This is a genomic window from Streptomyces sp. NBC_01317 (assembly GCF_035961655.1).
Taxonomy (GTDB): Bacteria; Actinomycetota; Actinomycetes; order Streptomycetales; family Streptomycetaceae; genus Streptomyces.
Genome location: NZ_CP108393.1, coordinates 4,272,906 through 4,299,068, shown reverse-complemented (window position 1 = coordinate 4,299,068; position 26,163 = coordinate 4,272,906). Strand labels below are relative to the sequence as shown.

Below are 26,163 nucleotides of genomic sequence, written 5' to 3'. Positions count from 1 at the left end.
AGTTAGTCCTATTTGATGGGGAAAGTCGGCGGTCCTGATACGGGCAGCAGATCACCGGCCCGCTCCCGCTCCAGCATCCGCCGCAGCGGCCCCTCCTCGGCGATCAGCCGGTCGTACGGTCCGCGCTGTACGGTCCTGCCCTCGTCGAGCACGATCACCTCGTCGACCGCGTCGAGACCGCGCAGCCGGTGGGTGATGAGCAGCGTCGTCCGCCCCTCGGTCACCTCCAGCAGGTCGGCGGTCAGCGCGTCCGCGGTCGCCAGGTCCAGGTGCTCGGCGGGCTCGTCCAGGACCAGCACGGGGAAGTCGGCGAGCAGCGCACGGGCGAGCGCCAGGCGCTGGCGCTGCCCCCCGGACAGCTGGGCGCCGTGCTCGCCGACCAGCGTGTCCAGGCCTGCGGGCAGCGAGTCGGCCCACTCCAGCAGCCGCGCCCCGCGCAGGGCGTCACGCATCTCGCCGTCGGTCGCGCCGGGGCGGGCGAGTCTCAGGTTCTCCCGTACGGAACTGTCGAAGAGGTACGCGTCCTGGGCGCACAGACCGACGAACCGCCGGACCGTGTCGCCGTCGAGCGTGGCGGTGTCCGTACCGCCGAGCAGACAGCTGCCCTCGTGCGCGTCCAGGAAGCGCAGGAGCACCTGGGCGAGCGTGGTCTTCCCCGCGCCCGACGGGCCGACCACGGCGACCCGCCGGCCCGGGGTCAGGGTCAGGTCGAAGCCGGTGAGCGCATTCCGCCGCTGCCCCGCGTACCGCGCGGACACTCCCCGCACCTCCAGGGGGAACGGCGACACGGGCGCGGTGGCGGGCCGCTCCGGCTCCTGTACGGGTACGGGGGCGTCCAGCACCTCGCAGACCCGCCGCGCGCCCTGGGCGGCCCGCTGCCGGTACCGCACGGCGAGCGGGAGCCCGGCCACCGCCTCGAACGCGGCGAGCGGGGTCAGGACGACGACGGCCAGCTCGACGCCCGCCAGACGCCCGTCCCGTACCGCCTGCACCCCCACCACCGCGGCGGCGGCCACGGTCAGCCCGCAGACCAGGGCCGACAGCCCGCCGCCGAGCGCGACGGCGCCCGCCCCCCGCGACGCGAGGGAGGTGAGCGTACGGTCCGCCTCCCGGGCCCGCCGGAGCCGGCCGGGAAGCGCGCCGGTGACGGTCAGCTCGGCACTTCCCCGCAGCAGGTCGGCGACCCGGGTCGCCAGCAGCCCGCGCGCGGGCGCCAGCCGGCGCTCGGCCAGGCGGGCGAAGGCCCCGCTCAGGAGCGGCACACCCACACCGGCCAGGAGCAGGCCCGCGGTCAGCAGCGCACCCGCCTCCGGCAGCAGCCAGGCCGTGAACCCGACCGTGCCCGCGCCGACGAGCAGCGCGGTGCCGACCGGGAGCAGCCAGCGCAGCCAGTAGTCCTGGAGTTCGTCCACGTCGGAGACGAGCCGGGAGAGCAGATCCGCGCGCCGGGTGGCCCCGAGCCCCGCGGGCGCGACGCGCTCCAGCCCCCGGTACACGGAGACCCGCAGATCGGCGAGCATCCTGAGCACGGCGTCGTGCGACACGAGCCGCTCGGCGTACCGGAAGACGGCCCGCCCGATGCCGAAGGCGCGGGTCGCCGTCACGGCGACCATCAGGTAGAGGACCGGGGGTTCCTGGGAGGCCCGCGAGATGAGCCACCCGGAGACGGCCATGAGGCCGACGGCGGAGCCGAGCGCGAGACTGCCGAGGACCAGCGCCAGTACGAACCGGCCGCGCAGCGCCCCGGCGGCGGCCCGCATCCGCGCGAGCGGCTGCGCGCGGGCGACGGCTTCGTCGCCTGCGGTGGTTTCGGCGCCGACGGTGACGTGGCCGGCGATCACCTCCCGCGCCTCGGAGCTGTCCGCCACCAGCCTGGCTGCGCCCCCGCCCAGATCCGTACCCGGCCCACCCCCGGCAGCGCCACGAGCACCCGAAGCCGCCACCGCCCCCTCTCCCTCCCCCTCTCCCCAGGACAGCGTGATCACCCGGTCCGCCACCGCGAGCAGCGCCGGCCGGTGGACCACCAGGACCACCGTCCGCCCCCGCGCCAGCCGCCCCACCGCCTCGACGATCCCCGCCTCCGTCTCGCCGTCCAGCGCCGCCGTCGGCTCGTCGAGCAGCAGCACCGGCCGGTCCGCGAGGAAGGCACGCGCCAGCGCGAGCCGCTGCCGCTGCCCGGCCGAGAGCCCCGCCCCGTCCTCGCCGAGCGGGGTCTCCGCGCCCCGGGGAAGCGCCGCCACGAAGGTGTACGCCCCCGCGTCCCGCAGCGCGGCCCGTACCGCCGCGTCGTCCGCGTCCGGCCGCGCCAGCCGTACGTTCTCCGCGATCGTCCCCGCGAAGAGGTACGGCTGCTGCGGCACCCACGCGATCCGCTCCCGCCACCGCTCCAGGTCGAGTGACGTCAGGTCCCGCCCGTCCACCCGCACCCGGCCCTCGTCGGGAACCGTGAACCCGAGCAGTACTTGGAGCAGCGTGGACTTCCCCACCCCGCTCGGCCCGACCAGGGCGACGGTCTCCCCCGGCTCGACCGTCAGTGTGGCCGCGTCCAACGACGGTTCCTCGCGGCCTTGGTGGCGGACCGTCACCCCGTTCAGCTCCAGCCGGACCGCACCGGCCGACACCTCCTCCCGTCCGCCCGCGCGCGGCGCGGTCTCCAGGACCGTGAAGATCTCCTCCGCCGCCGCGAGCCCCTCGGCCGCCGCGTGGTACTGCGCGCCGACCTGACGGATCGGCAGGTACGCCTCGGGGGCGAGGATCAGCACCACGAGTCCCGTGTAGAGATCGAGGTCGCCGTGGACGAGCCGCAGTCCGACACCGACCGCGACCAGCGCCACGGACAACGTCGACAGCAGCTCCAGCGCGAAGGACGACAGGAAGGCGATCCGCAGCGTACGGAGGGTGGCCTGCCGGTACTCCGAGGTGATCCGGCGGATCGAGTCGGCCTGCGCCTTGGCCCGTCCGAAGACCTTGAGCGTCGGCATCCCGGCGACGACGTCCAGGAAGTGCCCCGAGAGCCGCGACAGCAGCCGCCACTGCCGGTCCACCCGGGTCTGGGTGGCCCAGCCGATGAGGATCATGAACAGCGGGATCAGCGGGAGCGTCACCACGATGATCGCGGCCGAGACCCAGTCCTGCGTGACGATCCGCGCCAGGACCGCCACCGGTACGACCACCGCGAGCCCGAGCTGGGGGAGGTAGCGCGCGAAATAGTCGTCCAGGGCGTCGATGCCCCGGGTGGCGAGGGCGACCAGCGAACCGGTCCGCTGTCCGCTCAGCCACCCCGGGCCCAGCTCGGCGGCCCGTTCCAGGAGCCGTCCGCGCAGTTCGGACTTGACCGCCGCGCTCGCCCGGTGTGCGGCCAGCTCGGTCAGCCAGGACACCAGCGCCCGCCCGACGGCGACCGCGCCCAGCAGCAGGAGTTCGGTGCGCAGCCCCGAGGGGGAGTCCCCGTGCTGAAAGGCGCCGACGACGACCTCGGCGATCAGCGTCGCCTGGACGATCACCAGCCCGGCACCGGCCAGCCCGAGCACAACCACGGCCACGATGAAGAGGCGAGTGGTCCGGGCGTACCGCAGCAGACGCGGATCGATCGGTTTCACGTGAAACACCGTCCTCAGTGCGTATCGGCCTCAGTGCGTGCCGGACTCGGCGATGTGTTGCGTACCGATCCGCTTGCGGAACACCCAGTACGTCCACCCCTGGTAGAGCAGCACGATGGGCGCCGTGATCCCGGCTCCCCAGGTCATGATCTTCAGGGTGTACGGGGTGGACGAGGCGTTCGTCACCGTGAGGTTCCACTGCTCGTTCAGCGACGACGGCATGACATTCGGGAACAGCGTCAGGAAGAACATCGCGACAACGGCCACGACGGTCAGCCCGGACAGCGCGAACGACCAGCCTTCGCGGCCCTTCCCGATCGCGCCGATCGCGCCGGCCAGCGCGGCCACGGCCACCACAAGCGCGACCAGGCTCCTGCCGTTGCCGCTGTCGGCCTGGGTCCAGAGCAGGAACCCGAGCGCCAGGACGGCGGTCACCGGCCCCAGGACGAGGGCCAGCCTCCTCGCCCGTACGCGGATGTCCCCCACCGTCTTGAGCGCGGCGAACACCGTGCCGTGGAAGGTGAAGAGGGCCAGGGTCACCAGGCCGCCGAGGAGCGCGTACGGGTTGAGCAGGTCGCCGAGGGTGCCGACGTACTCCTTGTGCGCGTCGATCCGTACCCCGTGCACGATGTTGCCGAAGGCGACGCCCCACAGGACAGCAGGCAGGAGCGAGGTCCAGAAGATCGCGTGTTCCCAGTTGCGCTGCCAGCTCTCCTCGGGTCGCTTGGCGCGGTACTCGAACGCGACGCCGCGCACGATCAGGCAGACGAGGATCAGCAGCAGCGGCAGGTAGAAGCCCGAGAAGAGGGTGGCGTACCACTCGGGGAAGGCGGCGAAGGTCGCGCCGCCCGCGCTGAGCAGCCAGACCTCGTTGCCGTCCCAGACGGGCCCGATGGTGTTGATCAGGACGCGCCGTTCCGTACGGTCGCGGGCCAGCAGCTTGGTCAGGACCCCGATGCCGAAGTCGAAGCCTTCGAGGAAGAAGTAGCCGGTCCACAGGAAGGCGATCAGGACGAACCAGACGTCATGGAGTTCCATGGTTCCTCAGCCCTTCAGTAGGAGAAGGCCATCGGGCGGTCGGCGTCCGTGTGGTCGCCGCCGATCCGGGTGGGCGGGTCGAGGTCGTCGTCGGTGAGTTCCGGTGGCCCTGCCTTGACGTACTTGACGAGCAGTCTGACCTCGATGACCGCGAGGACCGCGTACAGCAGGGTGAAGGTGATCAGCGAGATGAGCACCTCGGTCTGGGACGTGTGGGGGGAGACCGCGTCGGACGTGCGCAGCACGCCGTACACCACCCAGGGCTGGCGTCCGGTCTCGGTGAAGATCCAGCCCCAGGAGTTGGCTATCAGCGGGAAGAGGAGCGTCCACAGGGCGGTGAGCCAGTACCACCGGGTGAGCTTCGGGCTGAGGGCCTTGTTCCGGAAGAGCACCAGATGGGGCACCTCGTCCTCGCCGGTGCGCAGCCGTTGGGGCAGCAGGAACTTCCGGCGGGTGAGCCAGAGCCCGAGCAGTCCGAGGCTGAAGGACGCCATGCCGAAGCCGATCATCCAGCGGAAGCCCCAGTAGGCGACGGGGATGTTGGGCCGGTAGTCGCCGGGCCCGTACTTCTCCTGCTCGGCCTTGTTGACGTCGTTGATCCCCGGGACGTACGAGCTGAAGTTGTCGTTCGCGAGGAAGGACAGCAGCCCTGGGATCTCCAGCTCGACGGTGTTGTGGCCCTTCTGGACGTCCCCGTAGGCGAACACGGAGAACGGCGCGGGCGCCTGCCCGTCCCAGAGGGCCTCGGCGGCGGCCATCTTCATCGGCTGCTGCTTGAACATGACCTTGCCGAGCGTGTCGCCGCTGACGGCGGTCAGCATTCCGGCGAGGACGACGGTGACCAGCCCGAGGCGCAGGGAGGTGCGCATGACGGGGATGTGCTTCTTGCGGGAGAGGTGGAAGGCGGCGATGCCGACCATGAAGGCGCCGCCGACGAGGAAGGCGGCCGTCATGGTGTGGAAGAACTGGGTGAGCGCGGTGTTCTGGGTGAGCACCGCCCAGAAGTCGGTGAGTTCCGCGCGCCCCGACTTCTTGTTGATCCGGTAGCCGACCGGGTGCTGCATCCAGGAGTTCGCGGCGAGGATGAAGTACGCGGAGAGGATCGTGCCGATCGAGACCATCCATATACAGGCCAGATGGATCTTCTTGGGCAGCTTGTCCCAGCCGAAGATCCACAGTCCGATGAAGGTGGACTCGAAGAAGAAGGCGATCAGTGCCTCGAAGGCGAGCGGGGCACCGAAGACGTCACCGACGAAGCGCGAGTAGTCGGACCAGTTCATGCCGAACTGGAACTCCTGCACGATGCCGGTGACGACGCCCATCGCGATGTTGATCAGGAAGAGCTTGCCCCAGAACTTCGTGGCCGTGAGGTACTTCGGATTCTCCGTGCGGACCCACGCGGTCTGTAGCCCGGCGGTGAGCGCGGCGAGCGAGATCGTCAGCGGGACGAAGAGGAAGTGGTAGACGGTGGTGATGCCGAATTGCCATCGCGCCAGGGTCTCCGGCGCCAGAGCGAGTTCCACGTCGTTACTCCTTACATCGCCGTGGTCAAGCGGCGGCTTGCCCCTTTGATCCGGTCCGCATTCCGTACGTAACGGAGCAAACGAGGCACGCTTGTGAACGCGTTCACATTCACAAGCATTATGGCGCACGCCGATCCGGACCTTCGTTCGGGGGGTCCCCCCAACGAGGCGCACCGGCCCAGCACCGGGGGAAGGCCGGCAGAACGCGGCGGAAACGGCCCCCGGAAACGCCGAAGGGCGGCCCCCTCAGGAGGCCGCCCTCATCCGGTCCGTCAGCCGGTCACAGCTCCTCGCGGAACTTCTCAGCCGCCTGGAGGAAGAGATCGTTGGCCTCGGTCTCACCGATCGTGACCCGTACGCCCTCGCCCGCGAAGGGGCGGACCATCACCCCGGCCGCCTCACAGGCCGCCGCGAACTCGAGCGTGCGCTCGCCGAGCCGCAGCCAGACGAAGTTCGCCTGGGTCTCGGGCACCGTCCAGCCCTGTCCCGCCAGCCTGCCGGCCACCCGGGTCCGCTCGGTGACCAGCGCCTCGACCCGCTCCAGCAGCTGGGTCTCGGCGCGCAGCGAGGCCACCGCCGCGTCCTGGGCGATCTGGCTCACCCCGAAGGGCACGGCGGTCTTGCGCAGCGCGGCCGCCACCGGCTCATGAGCTATCGCGAAACCGACCCGCAGACCGGCCAGCCCGTACGCCTTGGAGAAGGTGCGCAGCACGGCCACGTTCGGGCGCTCGCGGTACAGGTCCACCCCGTCGGGCACCTCGGCGTCGCGGATGAACTCGCGGTACGCCTCGTCCAGCACCACCAGGACGTCACCGGGCACCCGGTCGAGGAACCGTTCCAGTTCGGCCCTGCGCACCACCGTGCCGGTCGGGTTGTTGGGGTTGCAGACGAAGATCAGCCGCGTCCGGTCGGTGACCGCGTCGGCCATCGCGTCCAGATCGTGCGCCTCGGCACCGGTCAGCGGCACCTTCACCGAGGCCGCACCCGAGATCTGGGTGATGATCGGGTACGCCTCGAAGGAGCGCCAGGCGTAGATGACCTCGTCACCGGGGCCGGCGGTGGCCTGGACCAGCTGCTGGGCCACCCCCACCGAGCCCGTGCCCGTCGCCACGTGCTCCAGGGGCACGTCGAAGCGGCCGGCCAGCTCCTCAGTCAGGCCGGCGCACGACAGGTCGGGGTAGCGGTGGAAGATCCCGGCGGTGGCGATCACCCGCTCCATCACGCCGGGCAGCGGCGGGTACGGGTTCTCGTTGGAGGACAGCTTGAACGCGGCGGGGCCCCCTGCCGCGGCGGGCTTGCCCGGCTTGTACGTCGGGATGCCGTCCAGCTCGGCACGGAGCCTGGGCCCCGTACCGCCGCCCACCGCAGGGCTCGTCTTGCTCACCGCAGGTCCTCCTCGGCCGTTCACGGGTGTCGCATCAGGGGTGTCGCGCTTTTCAATACTGCTCACCATAGGAGGATTCGGAGCCCCTGCGAAGGGCTCCGTGACGTGGGCCACTCGGGAGGACGTCGACCTCGGTGACGCGGATCACCCGGGACGGCATCGAGCGGGGGGCGCACTTCTTCCTGGCGCGCGCCCGTGGTCCGCGCCGTGGCGCGCATCCCCCGTAGAGGTGAGTTGAGACAACTTCGAAACATGGACCTTTCGACAGGCACATGCCGTCCGATGCATGCCAGACCACAGCCGGAACGGACAAACCCCACTTCATCCAAGGACGTTGGGGGCTGTTGACCATGCAGAAACGTGCCTGCTGAGGGGTGCATATGCGACCGGCCCAACCGCCCGCCCGCGCCCTAATATCGGCTGGCCATGACAGCAGCAGGGAAACACCAGGTGAGCCGGACGGACACAACCCGCCGGGGAAACCGGCAGGGTCGGGCGGGCATCCGGGACGTCGCAGCCGCAGCCGGTGTCTCCATCACGACTGTCTCGGACGCGCTCAACGGCAAGGGTCGCTTACCCGACGCCACGAGAAGCCACGTCCGAGAGGTCGCCGAGCGCCTCGGCTACCGTCCTTCCGCCGCCGCCAGAACCCTCCGTACCGGCAAATCGGGCCTCATCGGCCTGACCGTGACGACGTACGGGGATGAACCTTTCACCTTCACCGAATTCGCCTACTTCGCCGAGATGGCCAGGGCGGCCACCTCCGCCGCGCTGGCCCGGGGCTACGCCCTCGTCATCCTCCCCGCCACCTCACGCCACGACGTCTGGGCGAACGTCGCCCTCGACGGCACCGTCGTCATCGACCCCTCCGACCATGATCCGGTCGTCACCGAACTCGTACGCCAGGGTCTGCCCGTCGTCTCCGACGGCCGGCCCGCGGGCACCCTCCCCGTCACCGCCTGGGTCGACAACGACCACGAGGCGGCCGTCCTCGACCTGCTCGACCACCTCGCCGACGCGGGCGCCCGCCGGATCGGCCTGCTCACCGGCACCACCACCGACACCTACACCCGCCTCTCCACCTCCGCGTACCTGAGCTGGTGCGAGCGGGTCGGCCAGGACCCCGTCTACGAGTCCTACCCGGCCCACGACCCGTGCGCGGGGGCCGTCGCCGCCGACCGGCTCCTCGCCCGCCCCGACCGCCCGGACGCCGTCTACGGCCTCTTCGACCCCAACGGCACCGATCTGCTCGCCGCCGCCCGGCGGTACGGGCTGCGGGTCCCCGAGGACCTGCTGCTGGTGTGTTGCAGCGAGTCCACCGTGTACGCCACGACGGAACCGCCCATCACGACCCTCTCGCTCAAACCGCGCCGGATCGGCACGGCCGTCATCCAGCTCCTCATCGACGCCATCGAAGGGATCAACACCGGCGCGCCGATCGAGCAGGTGATACCGACCGAGCTGGTCGTCAGGACCTCGTCCCAGCGCCGCCCGCCCCGCACCACGGTCAGCGCTCCCCGATCCCCCGCGGGGGACTGACGGAGCGCTGCCGGGGCCGGGCCGGTCCCTTCCGTACCCGGCCGGCGGCCCTGACCTTTCACCGCCGAAGGCCCAGACCTTTCACATTTGGGGTGATCGGCGTGAAAACCTCCGGCGAACCTGAGGTGGAACCGGATTCACCACCCCTGGTGCGTCACACAGGAGGAGCGGGATTCCTATGATGGGCGCACGACACCATGGACCTTTCCTGACCTCCGGTGGGCACCCGCCCACCGGAGAGGGCGAGCCCGAGAGGTGTACGGCGGCGCGACGGTGGTGGAGGGGTCGATGACACAGGGGGCCGGTCAGGGACCCGCGGTGCGGACGGCGACGTTGCGCGACTTCCGCGTACCGCCGTACGCGCAGGTTCCCGTGCAGTCCGGGCAACCGGGGCATCCCGAACAGTCCGGGCGGCAGGGGTACGGCCACGAGGCCGCGCACCCGTCCGGGCATCCCGGCAACGCGATCCCCGCCGACGAGGTCCCGGAGGGTTACACACCGACCGAGCGCGACCTCCCGGTGATCGGCCCTGAGGGGGTGACCGTCCAGCTGCACCTGGCGCCCGACGGTCTTCCCGAGCAGGGCGGACCCGGCCCGCTCTACGTCGTCGGCGACGTGCACGGCTACCTGGACGAACTCCTCCACGCCCTCGGCGAGCAGGGCCTCATCGACTCCGCCGGCAACTGGTCGGCCGGCAACGCCCGGCTCTGGTTCCTCGGCGACTTCACCGACCGCGGCCCCGACGGCATCGGCGTCATCGACCTCGTGATGCGGCTCTCCGCCGAGGCGGCGGCGGCGGGCGGCTACTGCAAAGCCCTGATGGGCAATCACGAACTGTTGCTCCTGGGCGCCAAGCGGTTCGGCGACACCCCCGTCAACTCCGGCGCGGGCACGGCCACCTTCCAGGCCGCCTGGCTCCTCAACGGCGGCCAGAAGACCGACATGGAGCGCCTCCAGGACGTCCACCTCCAGTGGATGTCACGGCTCGACGCGGTGGTCGAGGAGGACGGGCATCTGCTGATGCACTCCGACACCACGGCCTACCTGGACTACGGCTCCTCCATCGACGACGTCAACGACACCGTCCACCAGATCCTCACCCGCAACGACGCGGACGAATGCTGGGACGTGTTCCGCAAGCTCACCAAACGCTTCGCGTTCCGTGACGAGGGGGGCACCGAGGCCGTCCAGGAACTGCTCGCCACGTACGGCGGAAACCGCATCGTCCATGGTCACAGCCCCATTCCCTATCTCCTGGGCGAGGTCGGCACCGAGGACGCCCCGGACGGCGAAGGCGGCGGCCCCGGGGTGGAGGGGCCCCACGTGTACGCCGACGGCCTGGCCATCGCCATGGACGGCGGAGTGACCATGGCGGGGAAACTGCTGGTCGTACGGCTTCCGCTGGCCGACTGAGCGGCTCCGCCCGCACAACTGAGCGGATTCCCGGGCACCACTGACAGTTTCCCCGGCACAACTGACGGCTTCCTCCGCGCAACTGACGGCTTCTTCCACGCAACTGACCGTGTTCTCCGCACCACTGAATCGACAGGGATCCGGTGTTTTCCGGAAACCCCCTGTCACCCCGCGGCAAAACAGCTCTACCATCGGCTTATCCGTAGCAGGCTCTCCTTCCGTTTCTGCCAACCGCCCGTTCACGCGGGCGAATCGGCCCTACGGAGCATCGGGGGATGCACATGAACAGCGCTCCGCACCTGCTGAGCGAGGATCGAGCGGATTTCGAGCGGATCCTCGACGACGCACTGCGCAACGCGCACGACCGCCCGGATCTGGCCGACGTGGGCCGGCGGCTGAACGCCGAGCAGTTGCGCACGATGGCCCTCAACGCCACCACACAGATAGCCACCGCCGCGGCAGCCGAGTACGAGCACTACGCCAAGATGCGCGAGGAGTTCCGCTCCCCGGTCTCCTCCCCGGCCCTGAACGGCTCCGTCAGAGAGCCGGCCACGGTCGAGGAGGACGACGACACGGGCGCGGGGTTCGCGGCGGTCATCACGGTCCTGGTCCCCGTCCTCGGCGGCACCGCGGCGCTGATCTTCCTGCTCGTCGGCTACCTCCTCAAGGCACTGACCCCGGCGCCCGCCTTCGCCGACTCCCTGCTCGCGGTGGGCTGGTTCTTCGGCGCGGTCACCGTGATCGGGATCCTGGGCGCGGCGGTCGGCCTGGTCATCACGGCCGTACGCAACGGGGCCACCGAGGTCCCGGCGCCCGAGGAGCCTGGCGGAGAGCTGCCGGACGAGGTCGCACGGGCCAGGGAGGCCTGGCGCCACGCCCTCCTGGAGCGCGGCATCCTGCCCTTCCTGCGCCGGGCCCTCGCCGACCCGAGCGCGGGCCGGGCGGCGCCGGGACCGCCCCGTACGGTGGGCCACCTGCCCAAGATCGGCTACAGCCATCCCGGCTTCTCCAGCCCTGACGAAGGCTCAGCGGCCCACCAGCGCCCCACGTTCAGCAGCCCGGACTTCACCAGCCCCGACTTCGGCGGCCCGGAACACCAGCCCGAATAGCCGCGACTCGCCCCGCCCGCCCTGCGACGGTGGGCGGCGAGACGCCCGGCCGGAGCCGGAGTCCCCCCGCCCACGTGTCACAGGATCAGTCGGCGAGCGGCAGATACACCCGGTTGCCGGCCGCCGCGAACTCCTTCGACTTCTCCGCCATGCCCGCCTCGATCTCCTCGGACGCCAGGTCACCACCGTGCCGGCGCCTGATGTCCTGCGAGATCTTCATCGAGCAGAACTTCGGCCCGCACATCGAGCAGAAATGCGCGGTCTTCGCCGGCTCGGCCGGCAGCGTCTCGTCGTGGAACGCGCGCGCCGTGTCCGGGTCGAGGGCCAGGTTGAACTGGTCCTCCCACCGGAACTCGAACCGGGCGTCCGACAGGGCGTCGTCCCACTCCTGCGCCCCCGCGTGCCCCTTGGCGAGGTCCGCCGCGTGAGCCGCGATCTTGTAGGTGATCACACCCGTCTTCACGTCGTCGCGGTCCGGCAGCCCCAGGTGCTCCTTGGGCGTGACGTAGCAGAGCATCGCCGTGCCCCACCAGGCGATCATCGCCGCGCCAATGCCCGAGGTGATGTGGTCGTACGCCGGCGCCACATCGGTCGTCAGCGGGCCGAGCGTGTAGAACGGCGCCTCCTCGCAGATCTCCTGCTGGAGGTCGATATTCTCCTTGATCTTGTGCATCGGGACATGCCCGGGGCCCTCGATCATGGTCTGTACGTGGTGCCGCTTGGCGATCGTGTTCAGCTCGCCCAGCGTCCGCAGCTCGGCGAACTGCGCCTCGTCGTTCGCGTCCGCGATGGACCCGGGCCGCAGGCCGTCACCGAGGGAGTACGTCACGTCGTACGCGGCGAGGATGTCGCAGAGCTCCTCGAAGTTCTCGTACAGGAACGACTCCTTGTGGTGCGCCAGGCACCACGCGGCCATGATCGAGCCGCCGCGCGAGACGATGCCGGTCTTGCGGCGGGCGGTCAGCGGCACGTACCGCAGCAGCACCCCCGCGTGGACGGTCATGTAGTCGACGCCCTGCTCGGCCTGCTCGATGACCGTGTCCTTGTAGATGTCCCAGGTCAGCTCCTCGGCCTTGCCGTCGACCTTCTCCAGCGCCTGGTAGAGCGGCACCGTGCCGATGGGGACGGGGGAGTTGCGCAGCACCCACTCCCGGGTGGTGTGGATGTTGCGGCCGGTCGAGAGGTCCATGACCGTGTCCGCGCCCCACTTGGTGGCCCACGTCATCTTGTCCACCTCCTCCTCGATGGAGGAGGTGACCGCGGAGTTGCCGATGTTGGCGTTGACCTTCACCAGGAACCGCTTGCCGATGATCATCGGCTCGATCTCCGGGTGGTTGACGTTCGCCGGCAGGACGGCCCGGCCCGCGGCGATCTCGTCACGGACGACCTCGGGCGCGACGTTCTCCCGGATCGCGACGTACTCCATCTCCGGAGTGACATCGCCACGGCGTGCGTACGCAAGCTGCGTCACCGCCTGCCCGTCCCGGCCCCGCCGGGGCTGGCGCGGCCGGCCGGGGAACACCGCGTCGAGGTTCCGCAGCCCCCCGCGCGGCGAGGTGTGCTTGAGCCCGTCGTCCTCGGGGCGGACCGGACGGCCCGCGTACTCCTCGGTGTCACCGCGCCCGATGATCCAGTTCTCCCGCAGCGGCGCGAGCCCGCGGCGGACATCCGTCTCGATCGTGGGGTCGGTGTACGGCCCGGACGTGTCGTACAGCGTCACGTCCTTGCCGTTGGTGAGATGCACCTGACGGACGGGCACCTGGAGGTCGGGGCGCGAGCCCTGGACGTATCCCTTGTGCCAGCCGATGGACCTCTCGGTCTCGTTCTGATCCACGGCCCCGCCCGGATTCCCCGATTCGCCCGGGGAATCCGATTCCGAGGCAGGCGTGTGTGCGTCCTGAACGGTCATGAGACCTACTCCCTACGCCGGCATTACCCGGTAACAGGTTCGGCGGTCGGCGCAGCGGTGGGAGTCCAGGGGGAAGATCCCCGGGACTGCACAGTCAACGCCCTCTCAGCCCGGTGCTCCGAGCTCCCGCGTGTGCAAAGGTGTGTCCACGCTAGCCCCACGACCGGCGTGCTGAACAGAGGGCCTCTCGCTTCTTGCGATGATCGGGGGGTGACCTCATCCCAGCAGAGCCACGAAACGCACGGCCACACGCACAGCCACGGGCCTGCCGAGCCGGTCTCCCAGCACCTCCGCAAGGTCATCGCGGCGGTGCTGATCCCGTTCGCCGCGGCCGTGGTCGTGGGTCTGGTCGTCCTGTGGCCCGGCGGCGCGCCCGCCCATGAGCGCTCGGGGGTCGGCTTCGACCGGCAGACCGAGCAGGGCCGGGTGGTGAAGCTCCAGCCGGTGGACTGCAAGGACGTGAACGCCTCCCAGGTCCCGTCGACCGGCGACACCTCGACCCCCGAGGGGCGGGAGGCGGAGCGGGCGGAGACCGGGCAGTGCAAGAAGGCCACGGTCGAGGTCACCAGCGGCAAGGAGAAGGGGCGCACCTTCATCGAGGTCGTCCAGCCGGACGCGCCACGGCAGTTTCACGTGAAACAAGGCGTCGTACTGGCGTACGCGCCCGACGCACCCCACGACCTCCAGTACTCGGTCACCGATGTCGACCGCCACCTCCCCATGGCCCTGCTCGCCGGGATCTTCGCCCTCGCGGTGGTCGTGGTGGGCCGGCTGCGCGGGCTCATGGCGCTGATCGCCCTGGCGGTCTCCTTCGGGGTGCTGACGCTCTTCATCCTGCCCGCGGTGCTGCAAGGCTCGAACCCGCTGGTCGTCGCGGTGGTCGGGGCCAGCGCGATCATGCTCATCGCGCTCTACATGTGCCACGGGCTGACCGCGAGAACCTCGGTCGCGGTCATCGGCACGCTGGTCTCCCTGTTGCTGATCGGACTGCTGGGCTCGATCTTCATCGGCTGGGCGAGCCTGACCGGCAACACCGACGACAGCACCGGCCTGATCCACGGGCTGTATCCGCACATCGACATGAGCGGTCTGCTGCTGGCCGGCGTGATCATCGGGTCGCTCGGTGTCCTCGACGACGTGACGGTGACCCAGACCTCGGCGGTCTGGGAACTGCACGCCGCGGACCCGTCGATGGGACCGCGCGCCCTCTACCGGGCGGGCATCCGCATCGGCCGCGACCACATCGCGTCCGTGGTCAACACGCTCGTCCTGGCCTACGCGGGCGCGGCGCTGCCGCTGCTGCTGCTCTTCTCCATCGCGCGGTCCGGCGTGGGAACGGTCGCCAACAGCGAGCTGGTGGCGGAGGAGATCGTACGGACCCTGGTCGGGTCGATCGGACTGGTCGCGTCCGTGCCGGTGACCACCGCCCTGGCGGCGCTGGTGGTCTCCGCGGACCGGTCGGGGGCCGCGGGGCGGGAGACGGCACCCATGGTGCCGGGACAGGGCACGGCAGTGCGCCCGCACGGCAGCAGGGGCCGCCGCCGCAGGAAGTGACGGCGCCGGCCTGGGTGAGGAAATGACGGCGTGAGGGGTGACCGCGTAAGGAGGTGGCCCCGTAGGGAGGTGACCGCGTCAGCCCGCGTCAGCCCGCGTCAGCCCGCGTTCTCCTCCGCCAGGATGCGGCCGAGCGCCTCCTCCAGGTTGCCCTCGAAGTCACCGAGCGTGCGCTCCTGGCCCAGCGGGACCAGCCGGTCCGTACGGTCCAGGAAGGCCACGACCGGCGCGGCGCTCACCCGGAACAACGCGTGGTCCTCACCGACCTGGAGCCGGATGTGAACGTCCGACAGATCCTCGGGCTCGGTCGGCGAGATGTGCACGTCACCGTCGCCACTGGGCGTGTTGATGCCGTCCAGCAGCAGCTCGCGGCCGAAGGTCCAGGTCACGGGCGCGTCGCCGGGCAGATGGAAGGTCATCCGCACCGCGTACGGATCCCCCATCTCGTAGTGCAGTTCCACCGGGATACGGAACGAGAGCTCCTCTGAAACGAGGAAACTCATCAGAACCTCGGCCTGGACCGACTCGCGCATCATGTACTCCGGAGTAGATGAAGCTGTGGCTGGGAATGATCCCTGACCCTCTCGACGCCATCGTCCTGTAAGGGCCCGCAGATCACAAGGAGTAATTTTTCAGATACTGATAGAGAAGTCGACCGAGGTCGGCAGAAATCCGATCTCTCTCCGTAACCGTGCTACGGCGGGAAGTAGCTGATCCTCCCGATGGCAAGGTACGGAAATGGCCAACGCGCCGGCCGTCGTCCCGGCGCTGACGGGCACGGCGGCACAGACCGTGCCGAGCGCGTACTCCTGGCGCTCCACCACCGGCTCCGTCCGCCCCAGCGACCCCAGGCGCTCCAGCAGGGCGACCCGGTCCCGTACGGAATGGGACGTGAGAGGGCTCACCGGATGGCGGTCGAGGTGATCGTCACGCGACGCGTCGTCGAGCTGGTTCAGCAGGCAGAGGCCGATCGCGTGGGCGTGGCCCGTCTCGCGGAAGTCGGCCCACTCGGCGACAGCCGGCCGCGCCGGGCTGTCGGCCACGGACACGAGGTCGATCTCACCCTCGTGGTAGACCGCGAAGTAGACGGGGACACCGATCGTGTCCCGCCAGCGCCCGATCGCGTCTGTGATCTTGCTGCGACGATTCTGCACTCCCTCGCCACGCACCAGCCGCTGCGCGGCGTCACCGAGGACGAACACCCCCCTCTCGCGCCGGAGGTAACCCTCGTGCGTGAGCGTGCGCAGCAGGTGGTACGCGGTGGGCAGCGGAAGTCCCGCCTCGCGGGCCAGCTGTTTGGCGGGGGCGCCGCCGGGGTGGGAGGCCGCCGCCTCCAGCAGCCGCAGCGCCCGCCGGACCGACCCGATGAGGGTGGGCACCGGGGTACGTGGAGCCGTGGCAGCTGTGGCCATGAGGTCACCCCCGAGGGAATCCTGAGGCCCCGCCCGGAAGGATCGTATGAACCGCAGGCCAGGACGATCTCCCACGGTGCTTTCCGAGGGCGCGGCAGAGGGTTGTCACTCTAGGGGCAGGCCACGCCCAGGGGTGGTTTCCCGTTCACCTTTCCCCCGCGCGGGCTAACGCCCGTACGGACCACCGAGCCGTCGTACGGGCCCGGCGGCCACGGCCGCCCGCAGCGGGTCCTGGTCCTACCAGCCGTCGCGCGACGACGACGAGGACGACAGGAACTTCCGTACGACATAGACCAGCCCGCCGACGATCGCGACGAAGAGCAGCAGCTTGAAGAGCAGCGAGATCAGAATGCCGAGCACCGTGGCGATCAGCCCGCCGAACACGACGATGGCGATCACGGGCACCGCGATCCACTTGACCCACCACGGCATCCCCGTGAATATCTCCCGCACGGCCATCGCCCTACCTCGCTTCGCCCAGTACCTCGCACATCGACACCTGACGTATCGACCCGACATCCCCGATGCTAGATCGGCGACGGCGCCGGCGGAGGGCCCGCGGCCCCCCGCTCTCCCCTGATCCGACCCTGAGGCCGCCCTGAGGGTCCGGCGCCCCGGGAGTGGTCCGGCGCCCCAGAAGTGGTCACGCGGAGGCGGCCCGCTCCGGGAAACGGCCCGGTCAGCCCTCCGGCGGCGAGAAGACCACCATCACCCGCAGATCCTCCGTGATGTGGTGGAACTTGTGCGCCACCCCCGCCGGCACGTACACCACACTGCCTCGGCCGACCTGCGTCGTCTCCATCCCGACCGTGATCGACGCCCGGCCGCTCACGACGAAGTACACCTCGTCCTGGCTGTGCGGCCGCTGCGGGTCGGTCTCCCCGGCGTCCAGCGCGTACAACCCCACGGACATGTTGCGTTCCCGCACGAATTGCAGATACGCCCCGTCGTTGGCGGCGCGCTCCGCCTCCAGCTCGTCAAGTCGAAATGCCTTCATGCCACGATCACACCATGAAGAATTTCGTAGTCAAGACGATCGCCAACGCCGGGGCGCTGGCGGTCGCCATCTGGCTGATCCACGACATCACCCTGGCGGGCGACAGCACCGCCGGGAACGCCTTGTCCCTGGTGCTCGTCGCCCTGCTCTTCGGCCTGGTCAACGTGATCGTCAAGCCGTTGGTGAAGCTGCTCACACTGCCGCTGTTCATCCTCACCCTCGGGCTCATAACCCTGGTGATCAACGCCCTCATGCTGCTCCTGACGTCCTGGCTCGCCGACAAGCTGACCCTGGACTTCCACGTGGACGGCTTCTGGACGGCCGTGCTCGGCGGGCTGATCATCTCCGTCGTGTCGTGGGCGCTCAACGTCGCGCTCCCCGACGACGAGGACTGACCCCCGATGGCGTCCCCCTACCGCGTGTGCTTCGTCTGCACCGGGAACATCTGCCGCTCACCCATCGCCGCGTCCGTCTTCCGCGCCCGCCTGACCGAAGCGGGGCTGGACACCCTCGTCGAGGTGGACAGCGCCGGCACCGGCGGCTGGCACGAAGGCGACGGCGCCGACCCGCGCGCCGCCGCCGTCCTCGAAGCACACGGATACGACAGCGCCCACACGGCCCGCCAGTTCCGGGCCTCCTGGTTCGCGCACCTCGACCTCGTGATCGCCCTCGACGCCGGACACCTGCGGGACCTGCGGCGCCTGGCACCGACCCCCGCGGACGCCGCGAAGGTACGGCTGCTGCGCGCGTACGACCCCGACGTACCGCCGTCCGGCGATCTCGACGTGGCCGACCCGTACTACGGGGATCTGGCAGGCTTCGAGGAATGCCTGGAGAGCGTGGAGGCCGCGAGCGAGGGCCTGCTCAGCACCGTACGTACAGCAGTGGAGGAGGCGGCATGACCGGCAAGGACAGCACCACAGGGGACAGAACGACCGGCGAAGGCGGGGCGGTGGGGGAGGACTCCCGGACCGTCGGGGAAGGCACCCGCGCCGTACGGGCCGGGCTGCCCGACCCCGTCAAGTACGAACCGACCCTTCCGGGACCGGTCTTCGCCGCCCACTTCCACCTCCCCGGCGAACCGGCCGGGCCCTACACCTACGGCCGCGACGAGAACCCGACCTGGACCCACCTCGAACGGGCCATCAGCGAACTCGAAGCCCCGGGACGGACCGTCGAAACCCTGGTCTTCGCCTCCGGAATGGCCGCGATCTCCTCGGTGATCTTCTCCCAGCTGCGGGCCGGCGAGGCCGTCGTCCTGCCCGACGACGGCTACCAGGCCCTGCCCCTGCTGCGCGAACGCCTGGAGGCGTACGGCATCGAGGTACGGACCGCCCCCACCGGGGGCGACGCCCAGCTCGACGTCCTCGCCGGGGCCCGCCTCCTGTGGATCGAGACGCCCTCCAACCCCGGACTCGACGTGTGCGACATCCGCCGGCTCGTCAAGGAGGCCCACGCCGCGGGCGCCCTCGTCGCCGTCGACAATACCCTCGCCACCCCGCTCGGCCAGCGCCCCCTCGAACTGGGCGCCGACTTCTCCGTCGCCAGCGACACCAAGGGCATGACCGGCCACGGCGACATCCTGCTCGGCCACGTGACCACCGCGAACCCCGAACTCGCGGCGGGCGTACGGCGCTGGCGCAAGGTCGTCGGAGCGATCCCCGGCCCCATGGAGGCCTGGCTCGCCCACCGCTCGCTCGCCACCCTCCAGCTCCGCGTCGACCGGCAGTGCGCCACCGCCCTCACCCTCGCCGAGACCCTGAGCACCCGCGACGACGTCACCGCGCTGCGCTACCCGGGCCTGCCCGGCGACCCCTCGCACCCCGTCGCCTCCGGCCAGATGCGGCGGTACGGCTCCGTCGTCTCGTTCGTCCTCCCCGACCGGGACCACGCCGAGCGCTTCCTCGACGCACTGCGGCTCGTCGACGACGCGACCAGCTTCGGCGGCGTACGGTCCACCGCGGAGCGGCGCGGACGCTGGGGCGGCGACGCCGTACCGGAAGGCTTCGTCCGCTTCTCCGTCGGCGCCGAGGACCCCGAGGACCTCGTCGCGGACGTCCTGCGCGCCCTGGACGAAGCGGGCCGCCGCACCGCCCCGTAACCCGGCCGCCCCACGCGTCGGACGGTCCGAGCCTCCCCCCTCATGGCTCGGACCGTCCCGGGTTCCACGCGGTTCCACGCGCGGAGAACCACGCGCACAAGGCTAGTTGACTCTGCGTCAGTGTCCAATCACAGTAGCGACAGCCTCCTATCGACATATTTATAGTGGGACACGGCGGGCACAGGACCGGAAACGAACGACCAGGGACGAACGGGGCCCAGGCAGTCCCTTTCGGGTCTTGCGGGTCTTGCGGGTCTTGCGGGTCTTGCGGGTCTTGCGGGTCTTGCGGGTCAGGCAAGACCCGAAAGAGACGGCCTAGACGGGAGTACAGGACATGGACCTGGCTCTGCTGCGCACGTTCGTCACCGTCCACCGCGCCGGTTCCTTCACCCGCGCCGCCGCGCTCCTCGGACTCTCCCAGCCCGCCGTCACCGGACAGATAAGAACCCTCGAACGCCAACTGGGCCGCCCCCTCTTCCTGCGCCAGGCCCGCGGCGTCACCCCCACCACCATCGGCGACGAACTCGCCCACCGGGCCGCACCCCACCTCGACGCCCTCATCGAGATCGCCGAGACCGGACTCGCCGAGGAATCAGGCGTACGGACACTCCACCTCGCCGGACCCCCCGAATTCACCGCCCAGCGCGCCCTCCCCGCCCTCACCCCGCTCATCACCCAGGGCCTCTCCCTGCGCACCTCGTTCTTCGCCAACGCCGAGGAAAACCTCGAAGGACTCGCCGCCGGACATCATGATCTGGCCATCACCACCGCCCGCCCGCGCGGCGGACTGCTCACCGCGACTCCGCTCTGCGACGAGGAACACGTCCTCGTCGCCTCCCCCCGCTGGGCCGCCCGGCTCGGCCACTCCGTCCTGCGCGAAGGCCACGTCGTCCTCGAACAGCTCCCCGTCGTCGAGGTCCACGAATCCCTGCCCCTCGTCTCCCGCTACTGGACGGCCGTCTTCGACTCCCGGCCCGCCGCCGCCGCGGCCGTCATCGCACCGGACCTGCGCGCCGTCCTCGAATGCGCCGCCGCCGGCGCCGGACTGGCCGTACTGCCCCGCTACCTCTGCCAGAACGCCCTCGAACGAGGCGAAGTCGTCGCCCTGCTCGACCCGCCCGTACCCCCGCTGCGTACGTACTTCCTGGCCGTACGCACCGGCACCCTCACCCTGCCCCGGGTCGCGCGGGCCCACGAGTGGCTGCTGCGCGCCGCGGTCGACTGGTGACGTCGCGGTGGACCGGTGACCTGCGGCGCGCCGGAGCGTTTCGGAACCGGAATCGCGGGCGAACCTCTTCCCATGACCCAACGGCCCGTGGTCAAGCGCACCTCACGCGCCATCCTGCTCGACGGCGACGACCTCATCCTCATCAAACGCACCAAGCCGGGGATGGACCCCTACTGGATCACCCCAGGCGGGGGCGTCGAAACGACCGACACCACCGTCGTCGAGGCCCTCCACCGCGAGGTGGACGAAGAACTCGGCGCCAAGATCATCGACATCGTGCCCTGCTTCGTCGACACGGTGGAACACATCGCCGACGGCGGGATCACCGGCGTCAAGGTGCAGCACTTCTTCGTCTGCCGCCTGGCGTCGATGGACCCCACCCGCCGCCACGGACCCGAGATCGACGAACCGTGCGGGGAGTACGAGATCGTCCGGGTGCCGTTCAGCCGCGTCGGCATCGCCGCCGTCCACCTCGTACCGCTGTCGCTGCGGCACTACCTGGACGGCAACATCGAGGGCGTGCGCGCGATGCACGCCCCCGACCTCGGCTGAACGCACGGCACCGAGGCCTTGTGGGCGGGCCTTGTCAGGTGGCGGCCGCCACCAGCTCCTCCAGTGAGTCGTGACGGATCCGCTCGAAGGGGATGCCGACCCCCCGCAGCGCGTCCACACCGCTGCGGATCATCCCCGGCGGCCCCGACAGATACCCGTCGTACTCGTGCCACGGCCCCGAGTCCCGTACCGCCTCAGGAAGCCGGCCCGTCAGCCCCAGGCTCGGCCCCTCGGAGATCACCGGCCGCACCGACAACCACGGATGCACCCGCTGGAGCCGCAGCATCGTGTCGATGTCGTACAGGTCCTGGTCGTGGCGCGCGCCGTAGAACACCTCGACCGGGCGCCGGTGCCCACGCTCGGCCACATCCTCGACCAGCGCCTTGATCGGCGCGATCCCAGTCCCTCCGCCCAGGCAGAGCAGACCGTTGTCCCTGCTGTGGTCGACCGTCATCGACCCGGCCGGGGGCCCGAGCCGCAGGACATCGCCCGGAACCGCCCGGTGCACCAGCGCGTTGGAGACCCAGCCGGCCGGCACCGCCTTGACGTGGAAGGCCAGCAGACCGTCCGGGCGCGGCGCGGAGGCGAACGAGTAGTGCCGCCACACGCGGGGCCACCACGGGGTCTCCAGGCTCGTGTACTGCCCGGCCAGGAAGGGGTACGGCTGGTCGGGCCGGACCGTGACCACGGCGATGTCCGAGGTCCGCAGCTCGTGCGAGACCACCTCGGCCTGCCACCAGGCCGGCGCGTGCCGCTCGTTCTCCGCCGCCGCGTCGATCATGATCTGCGAGATCGTCGTGTACGTCCTGACCCAGGCGCCCTCGGTCTCCTCGTCCCACGTGTTCGTGGCGTACCGCGTCAGCGCGCCGATGAGCGCCTCGCCGACAGCCGGGTAGTGCGTGGCCTGAGTGCCGTACTTGCGGTGACCACGGCCCAGCTGGCGCAGGTAGTCGGTGAGGACGGCCGGGGAGTCCATGTGCTCGGCCGCCGTCAGCAGCGCCTTGAGGAGCCGGTCGCGCTGGGCGTCCATGGCGACCGGGAACAGGCTGCGCAGGTCGGGGTGGCGGACGAAGAGCAGCGCGTAGAAGTACGAGGTCACCTGATCGGCGACCGGACCGATCTCGCCCAGGGTCCGGCGGATGAGGATCGCGTCGGGTGACGCGTTCGGGTCCTCCACGGAGACGGCGGCGGGAGCGGGGGCGGGGGACTCGGGAATCGGATCCGCGGCGGGCGGCAGGGTGCCGGGCGCCTCGGCGGCCGGAGGGGCGGCAGCGGGGGAGGGCTCGGCGGGAGGCAGCTCGGCGGGAGGCAGCTCGGCGGAAGGCGGCTCGGCGCCGGGGGCGGCGGAGGCGGGAGGAGCGGCTGCCGGGCCGGGGTTCGGAGCCGCTGCGGCCGGAGCGGGGGGCGCGGGCCGTGTGGCGGCCGGGAGACCCGCTGAGGCCGGTTGGGCGGCCGGTACGGGGACTTCGGGAGGCAGCGCACCCGATGCGGACGCCGGCGCCGGTGCTGGGGGCAGTGCCTGGTCCTGGGGCTCGGCGCGCGCGTGCTGCGGCAGATCGGGCTCCACAGGAAGCGGCCGCCCCCGTTCGCGCCGCGCACGGCGGTCCGGCCGCGTGAGACCCGGCTGTGCGCTGTCCGGCCACGTGGGACCCTGCCGGGTACGACCCGGCTGCGCCAGGTCCGGCAGTTCGGCGGAAGGGCGCTCCGGCGGCGCGGCGGCGCCGGGTGCGCCCTGCCGTACCGGCGCCTCCGCCGGGAGAGGGACCTCCTCCGGCAGTGCGGCCGACGGCAGGACCGGCCGGGGCACCACCGGCGGGGACGTTACGGAGCCGGCCTCGGCCGGTGCGGGCCCCGCCGGTACGAACCCGGGCGGCAGAGGCCCGGACGGCAGAGACCGGGGCGGTACGGGCCCGGCAGGCGCGGACTCCGCGGGAACCGGTCCGGGCGGCGGGCCGGCACCCCGTACAGCCGCGACAACCGCCTCTCCGGAAGCCGCCCCCGCACCACTCCGCAACCCCTTGTTACGCGGCCGGAAGGCATCAGGGACCCCGCCCGCCGACGGACCGGAAGCCCCCTGGGCCGCAGACCCCTGCCCCGCCGGGCCGTCACGCCGCTCACGCCGGAGCGACCCGGCACGGCCCGCCCCCGACCCCACGAGGCGGATGGCCGCCAAGGAACGGCCCGCACCCGGTATTCGGTCCCGGCTCGCGGGATCCGTGGCGCCGTCCGTCTCCGCGTCCGGTGTGCCCTCCCCGGTGGGCGCCCGCCGGGGAGCGAACCAACCGCTCCCTCCGCCGTCTCCGGAAGGGCCTTTGTCGGCCGACGTAGTGGTCGGAGCGTCCATGGTGTGCCTCGCCTCGAACATCTTTCGGTCGGTCTGCGCACTTCCGCTGGCCCGGAATGCGCGAGCAATTCCCCGCTTGACTCAGACTGTTGGCAGCCCACGTTAGCGCCCGGCCCACCCCTCACTCAGGCAAGAGGCGAAGGAATGTGACATTGCCCGCAGTCCCCGTCGCCGCAGCATGGCAGGCCGCGTCACCACCCGGGACAAAGAGCGCGAAGTCCGGGCGTCCACACCGGCTTTCCCGTTATGCTGCATCGCTCCCGTGCCCATTCGCCGCCGTCCGGCCGCGGACTTCGCGACGCCAGGGGTCAGCGTATTACCGTCCCGGACGCACCAGTTCATACGCCTCACGCAGGTCGCCCCCCGCGTAGGTGTGCGTCGCCAGCCCCTCCAGGTGGTGATCCGCGTTCACGGCCACCGCCAACGGCACCGCCGCGAAGATCTCCGCATCCGACATGGAATCACCGTAGGCGACACAGTCGTCCAGTCCCACCCCGAACTCTGCACACAGCCGGTCCGCGATCTTCACCTTCGCGGCCGGGTTGAGAATGCCCGCCCGATCGACCGGCTCCGTAAAAGGCAGCACCGGCCACCGCGAACCATGAGCCGCATGCGCACCCCACGCCAGCAGCCTCTCCACAAAAAAGTCGGGCGACAGGGAGATAACAGCGCAGTAATCCCCCTCTTTCCGGATGTCCGCCCACACCTCACGAATACCGCCCAACCAGGGCGCCCCCCGGAAAGCCGCATCCACCTGAGCCGTGGTCAACGCCCCCCACAACTCACGGGCCCGCACCGCGAACTCGTCCGGCGCCAGGCCCCGGGTCAAGAACTCGTCCTCCAGCGCGGCGATCTCCGCGCCCAGCCCCAACTGCCGGGAGATCTCCACGGCCGCGGCCGAGCCCCGGATCAGAGTTCCGTCGAGATCGAACAGATGCAATCTGCGTGCGGTCGCCATGTACGCCGAGGTTAGTACGGACGAATACTCCCGCCGTCAGACGCCCATCGCCCGGGCGCAGGGCACCGTGTTTCACGTGAAACCACTAGAGCGCCCCACCCGCCGCGCCCTCCTCGTCGCCCACGTCGCCACCTCCGTCAGCTGGCTCGGACTCGCCCTCGGACTGCTCACCCTCGGCATCACCGCCTCCACCACCGGCGACCCCGACACCACGCACGCCGCCTACCGGGCCATGAAAATCCTCACCGACCGGCTGATCATCCCGATCGCCGTGGCCGCCCTGCTCACCGGCGTGATCCTCTCCCTCGGCACCCCCTGGGGCCTGGCGAGACACCGCTGGATATGGATCAAGTTCTGGCTCACCCTCGCCACACTCGCCGCCACCACCCTCGCGCTGCGCCCCACCATCAACGACGCCGTAAGCGCCGGAGTCCCCGACCCCAGCCTGGTCACCGCCCCCTGCGTCGCAAGCTCCGCGTACTTCTTCATGACGGCCCTCTCCGTCCTCAAGCCCTGGGGACTCACCCGGCGCGGCCGACGCCTGCGGAACCTGCGAAACCTGGCGAGTTCACACAAAGCGGTGGACGGACGATCACCCGCTCCGACACGCTGACTCCCATGCCGACACCGCACTCCGCCCTGCCGATCCGTCGCCTGACCCTGGCCGACCTCACCGCCTGCGCCGACCTCGCCGAGGAGCGCGGCTGGGCGCGCGAGGAACACAAATGGGGTCTGCTCCTGACAGCCGGCACCGGCTACGGAATCGACGCACCGGAAGGCAAGGGCCTCGCCGCGATGTGCGTCACCACCTCGTACGGCCCCGCACTCACCACCTTCGGCATGATGATCGTCGCCGGACGGTTCGGCCGCCAGGGCCTCGGCCGCCGGCTCCTGACGCACGCCATGCGTGAGGCCGGGGACATCCCCTTCGCCCTCTACGCCACAGCGCAGGGCCGGCCCCTCTACGAACAGCTCGGCTTCCACGCGGTGGGCGACACCCACACCGTCCGCGGACCCTTCCGCTCCCCCGAACCCCCCACCGCGACCAGCGGGACCGCCACCACCCGGCCCGCGACCGCCGACGACCTGTCCGCCCTCGTACGACTCGACAACGAGGTCTTCGGAATCGACCGCACCCACCTCCTCGCGCGGCTCCCCTCCTTCACCGACCGGCTCAGGGTCGCCGAGAACGGCACCACCATCACCGGATACGCCGGAATCTGGCCCTCCACCTCCTGCGACGTCGTCGCCCCGCTGATCGCCCAGGACACCGACACGGCCTACGCCCTGATCCACGCCCTCGCCGCCGGAACCGACCGCCCCGTCCGCCTGGACATCGACGCACGCCACACGGACCTGCTCGACCGGCTCAAGCACAGCGGCCTCGACCTCATCTCCTCCACCACGACGATGACCCGCGGCATCCCGGACCTGCCCGGCGACCTGACCCGCCGCTTCGCCCCGCTCAACCTGGCCATGGGCTGACCGGCCAACCTGGCCATG

The 26,163-nt window shown here is 70.8% G+C and carries 22 protein-coding genes; 11 read left to right on the top strand and 11 right to left on the bottom strand.

All coding sequences use genetic code 11. From position 1 onward, the window contains the following. Positions 1 to 8 precede the first annotated feature (8 nt). The 4 genes from cydD to hisC form a co-directional block, all read right to left on the bottom strand. Positions 9 to 3,599, bottom strand: a complete 3,591-nt coding sequence (gene cydD / locus OG349_RS18405; protein WP_327235652.1) for a thiol reductant ABC exporter subunit CydD — start codon at positions 3,597 to 3,599, stop codon at positions 9 to 11. A 30-nt stretch (positions 3,600 to 3,629) separates the two neighbouring features. After that, the gene (gene cydB, locus OG349_RS18400) at positions 3,630 to 4,637 is read right to left on the bottom strand and encodes a cytochrome d ubiquinol oxidase subunit II (RefSeq protein WP_327235651.1); all 1,008 of its coding nucleotides are present in this window, start codon (positions 4,635 to 4,637) and stop codon (positions 3,630 to 3,632) included. Positions 4,638 to 4,651: 14 nt separating this feature from the next. Continuing rightward, positions 4,652 to 6,160 carry a cytochrome ubiquinol oxidase subunit I gene (locus OG349_RS18395; protein ID WP_327235650.1) on the bottom strand — a complete coding sequence of 503 codons (1,509 nt, stop codon included), beginning with the start codon at positions 6,158 to 6,160 and terminating at the stop codon, positions 4,652 to 4,654. Between the two features lie 280 nt (positions 6,161 to 6,440). Then, complete coding sequence (gene hisC / locus OG349_RS18390) at positions 6,441 to 7,523, bottom strand: histidinol-phosphate transaminase (RefSeq protein ID WP_327238613.1); 1,083 nt, start codon at positions 7,521 to 7,523, stop codon at positions 6,441 to 6,443. A gap of 447 nt (positions 7,524 to 7,970) precedes the next feature. Between hisC and OG349_RS18385 the strand changes: the two genes are divergently transcribed. The 3 genes from OG349_RS18385 to OG349_RS18375 all read left to right on the top strand — a co-directional run bounded on the left by OG349_RS18385 (position 7,971) and on the right by OG349_RS18375 (position 11,605). Then, positions 7,971 to 9,083 carry a LacI family DNA-binding transcriptional regulator gene (locus OG349_RS18385; RefSeq protein WP_161312533.1) on the top strand — a complete coding sequence of 371 codons (1,113 nt, stop codon included), beginning with the start codon at positions 7,971 to 7,973 and terminating at the stop codon, positions 9,081 to 9,083. A 273-nt stretch (positions 9,084 to 9,356) separates the two neighbouring features. Beyond that, on the top strand, positions 9,357 to 10,496 hold the full coding sequence (locus OG349_RS18380) for a metallophosphoesterase (RefSeq protein WP_442806395.1): 1,140 nt from the start codon (positions 9,357 to 9,359) through the stop codon (positions 10,494 to 10,496). A 275-nt stretch (positions 10,497 to 10,771) separates the two neighbouring features. Then, positions 10,772 to 11,605: a hypothetical protein gene (locus OG349_RS18375; protein WP_327235648.1), complete on the top strand. Its 834-nt coding sequence runs from the start codon at positions 10,772 to 10,774 to the stop codon at positions 11,603 to 11,605. 85 nt (positions 11,606 to 11,690) lie between these two features. Here OG349_RS18375 and thiC read toward each other — a convergent pair whose 3' ends face one another. Beyond that, positions 11,691 to 13,514: a phosphomethylpyrimidine synthase ThiC gene (gene thiC / locus OG349_RS18370; protein WP_327235647.1), complete on the bottom strand. Its 1,824-nt coding sequence runs from the start codon at positions 13,512 to 13,514 to the stop codon at positions 11,691 to 11,693. 210 nt (positions 13,515 to 13,724) lie between these two features. Between thiC and OG349_RS18365 the strand changes: the two genes are divergently transcribed. Beyond that, positions 13,725 to 15,068, top strand: coding sequence for a YibE/F family protein (locus OG349_RS18365; RefSeq protein ID WP_327235646.1), 1,344 nt, complete (start codon positions 13,725 to 13,727; stop codon positions 15,066 to 15,068). A 98-nt stretch (positions 15,069 to 15,166) separates the two neighbouring features. On the opposite strand, the gene OG349_RS18360 is transcribed toward OG349_RS18365, so the two are convergent. The 4 genes from OG349_RS18360 to OG349_RS18345 form a co-directional block, all read right to left on the bottom strand. Continuing rightward, positions 15,167 to 15,601 carry an SsgA family sporulation/cell division regulator gene (locus tag OG349_RS18360; RefSeq protein WP_161312540.1) on the bottom strand — a complete coding sequence of 145 codons (435 nt, stop codon included), beginning with the start codon at positions 15,599 to 15,601 and terminating at the stop codon, positions 15,167 to 15,169. 99 nt (positions 15,602 to 15,700) lie between these two features. Beyond that, positions 15,701 to 16,480, bottom strand: coding sequence for an IclR family transcriptional regulator (locus OG349_RS18355; protein WP_327235645.1), 780 nt, complete (start codon positions 16,478 to 16,480; stop codon positions 15,701 to 15,703). Positions 16,481 to 16,717: 237 nt separating this feature from the next. Further along, entirely contained in the window at positions 16,718 to 16,933 is a 216-nt protein-coding gene (locus OG349_RS18350) for a DUF5326 family protein (RefSeq protein WP_327235644.1), read from the bottom strand. A 226-nt stretch (positions 16,934 to 17,159) separates the two neighbouring features. After that, positions 17,160 to 17,477: a cupin domain-containing protein gene (locus OG349_RS18345; protein ID WP_161312527.1), complete on the bottom strand. Its 318-nt coding sequence runs from the start codon at positions 17,475 to 17,477 to the stop codon at positions 17,160 to 17,162. A 14-nt stretch (positions 17,478 to 17,491) separates the two neighbouring features. On the opposite strand from OG349_RS18345, the gene OG349_RS18340 reads away from it, so the two are divergent. The 5 genes from OG349_RS18340 (at position 17,492) to OG349_RS18320 (ending at position 21,358) form a co-directional block, all read left to right on the top strand. Then, positions 17,492 to 17,872: a phage holin family protein gene (locus tag OG349_RS18340; RefSeq protein ID WP_327235643.1), complete on the top strand. Its 381-nt coding sequence runs from the start codon at positions 17,492 to 17,494 to the stop codon at positions 17,870 to 17,872. 6 nt (positions 17,873 to 17,878) lie between these two features. Next, positions 17,879 to 18,379 (top strand): low molecular weight protein-tyrosine-phosphatase, encoded by a 501-nt coding sequence (locus tag OG349_RS18335; RefSeq protein WP_327235642.1) that lies wholly within the window; start codon positions 17,879 to 17,881, stop codon positions 18,377 to 18,379. After that, a complete protein-coding gene (locus OG349_RS18330; protein ID WP_327235641.1) occupies positions 18,376 to 19,578 on the top strand; it encodes a cystathionine gamma-lyase in 1,203 nt (400 codons plus the stop codon). The genes OG349_RS18335 and OG349_RS18330 overlap by 4 nt, the downstream gene beginning before the upstream one ends. A gap of 334 nt (positions 19,579 to 19,912) precedes the next feature. After that, positions 19,913 to 20,806, top strand: a complete 894-nt coding sequence (locus OG349_RS18325; protein WP_327235640.1) for a LysR family transcriptional regulator — start codon at positions 19,913 to 19,915, stop codon at positions 20,804 to 20,806. Positions 20,807 to 20,878: 72 nt separating this feature from the next. Further along, complete coding sequence (locus tag OG349_RS18320; RefSeq protein ID WP_327235639.1) at positions 20,879 to 21,358, top strand: NUDIX hydrolase; 480 nt, start codon at positions 20,879 to 20,881, stop codon at positions 21,356 to 21,358. A gap of 34 nt (positions 21,359 to 21,392) precedes the next feature. On the opposite strand, the gene OG349_RS18315 is transcribed toward OG349_RS18320, so the two are convergent. Continuing rightward, on the bottom strand, positions 21,393 to 23,168 hold the full coding sequence (locus tag OG349_RS18315; RefSeq protein ID WP_327235638.1) for a globin domain-containing protein: 1,776 nt from the start codon (positions 23,166 to 23,168) through the stop codon (positions 21,393 to 21,395). A gap of 850 nt (positions 23,169 to 24,018) precedes the next feature. Continuing rightward, positions 24,019 to 24,660 (bottom strand): HAD family hydrolase, encoded by a 642-nt coding sequence (locus OG349_RS18310; RefSeq protein ID WP_327235637.1) that lies wholly within the window; start codon positions 24,658 to 24,660, stop codon positions 24,019 to 24,021. Positions 24,661 to 24,736: 76 nt separating this feature from the next. On the opposite strand from OG349_RS18310, the gene OG349_RS18305 reads away from it, so the two are divergent. Both OG349_RS18305 and OG349_RS18300 read left to right on the top strand, forming a co-directional pair. Next, positions 24,737 to 25,273, top strand: a complete 537-nt coding sequence (locus tag OG349_RS18305; protein ID WP_327235636.1) for a DUF2269 family protein — start codon at positions 24,737 to 24,739, stop codon at positions 25,271 to 25,273. Between the two features lie 5 nt (positions 25,274 to 25,278). Then, positions 25,279 to 26,145: a GNAT family N-acetyltransferase gene (locus tag OG349_RS18300; protein ID WP_327235635.1), complete on the top strand. Its 867-nt coding sequence runs from the start codon at positions 25,279 to 25,281 to the stop codon at positions 26,143 to 26,145. Positions 26,146 to 26,163 lie beyond the last annotated feature (18 nt).

Excerpts from the sequence above, each read along its gene's own strand:
- cydB (WP_327235651.1), bottom strand. The coding sequence starts at position 4,637 with ATGGAACTCCATGACGTCTGGTTCGTCCTGATCGCCTTCCTGTGGACC.
- OG349_RS18385 (WP_161312533.1), top strand. The coding sequence starts at position 7,971 with ATGACAGCAGCAGGGAAACACCAGGTGAGCCGGACGGACACAACCCGC.
- OG349_RS18375 (WP_327235648.1), top strand. The coding sequence starts at position 10,772 with ATGCACATGAACAGCGCTCCGCACCTGCTGAGCGAGGATCGAGCGGAT.
- thiC (WP_327235647.1), bottom strand. The coding sequence starts at position 13,514 with ATGACCGTTCAGGACGCACACACGCCTGCCTCGGAATCGGATTCCCCG.
- OG349_RS18360 (WP_161312540.1), bottom strand. The coding sequence starts at position 15,601 with ATGCGCGAGTCGGTCCAGGCCGAGGTTCTGATGAGTTTCCTCGTTTCA.
- OG349_RS18355 (WP_327235645.1), bottom strand. The coding sequence starts at position 16,480 with ATGGCCACAGCTGCCACGGCTCCACGTACCCCGGTGCCCACCCTCATC.
- OG349_RS18345 (WP_161312527.1), bottom strand. The coding sequence starts at position 17,477 with ATGAAGGCATTTCGACTTGACGAGCTGGAGGCGGAGCGCGCCGCCAAC.
- OG349_RS18340 (WP_327235643.1), top strand. The coding sequence starts at position 17,492 with ATGAAGAATTTCGTAGTCAAGACGATCGCCAACGCCGGGGCGCTGGCG.
- OG349_RS18335 (WP_327235642.1), top strand. The coding sequence starts at position 17,879 with ATGGCGTCCCCCTACCGCGTGTGCTTCGTCTGCACCGGGAACATCTGC.
- OG349_RS18330 (WP_327235641.1), top strand. The coding sequence starts at position 18,376 with ATGACCGGCAAGGACAGCACCACAGGGGACAGAACGACCGGCGAAGGC.
- OG349_RS18325 (WP_327235640.1), top strand. The coding sequence starts at position 19,913 with ATGGACCTGGCTCTGCTGCGCACGTTCGTCACCGTCCACCGCGCCGGT.
- OG349_RS18320 (WP_327235639.1), top strand. The coding sequence starts at position 20,879 with ATGACCCAACGGCCCGTGGTCAAGCGCACCTCACGCGCCATCCTGCTC.
- OG349_RS18310 (WP_327235637.1), bottom strand. The coding sequence starts at position 24,660 with ATGGCGACCGCACGCAGATTGCATCTGTTCGATCTCGACGGAACTCTG.
- OG349_RS18300 (WP_327235635.1), top strand. The coding sequence starts at position 25,279 with ATGCCGACACCGCACTCCGCCCTGCCGATCCGTCGCCTGACCCTGGCC.